Source organism: Staphylococcus pasteuri (assembly GCF_030547725.1).
In the GTDB taxonomy this organism is placed as follows: Bacteria; Bacillota; Bacilli; order Staphylococcales; family Staphylococcaceae; genus Staphylococcus; species Staphylococcus pasteuri.
In genome coordinates this window covers 1-231 of sequence record NZ_JAUOQO010001090.1, presented here as the reverse complement: position 1 = coordinate 231, position 231 = coordinate 1, and the positions used below count along the sequence as shown (strand labels likewise).

The following is a 231-nucleotide window of genomic DNA, read 5'->3' as shown; positions in this document are numbered from 1 at the left end:
ACTAAGACTTCAATATCAAAATCCATCCGCTTTCCTAAACTAGCGGAATCAAGTAATTGAATAGTCGATGTCAAAGGGTAAACCCTAAAACCACACATACTATCTTTTAGCTCAAGACTAAGTGTTTCTATCCACACCCAAACATGGGTTATATACCTAGCGTAATAGCGCGCTTTAGGAACAGACGCATCATACTCTGGAATACCTGTAATTAATGACTCTGGATTAGCC

General features: G+C 39.0%; 1 protein-coding gene. It reads right to left on the bottom strand.

All coding sequences use genetic code 11. The features are described from left to right. On the bottom strand, positions 1-231 hold a 231-nt coding region (locus Q4528_RS16515), incomplete at both ends, for a glycosyltransferase family protein (protein WP_368506765.1).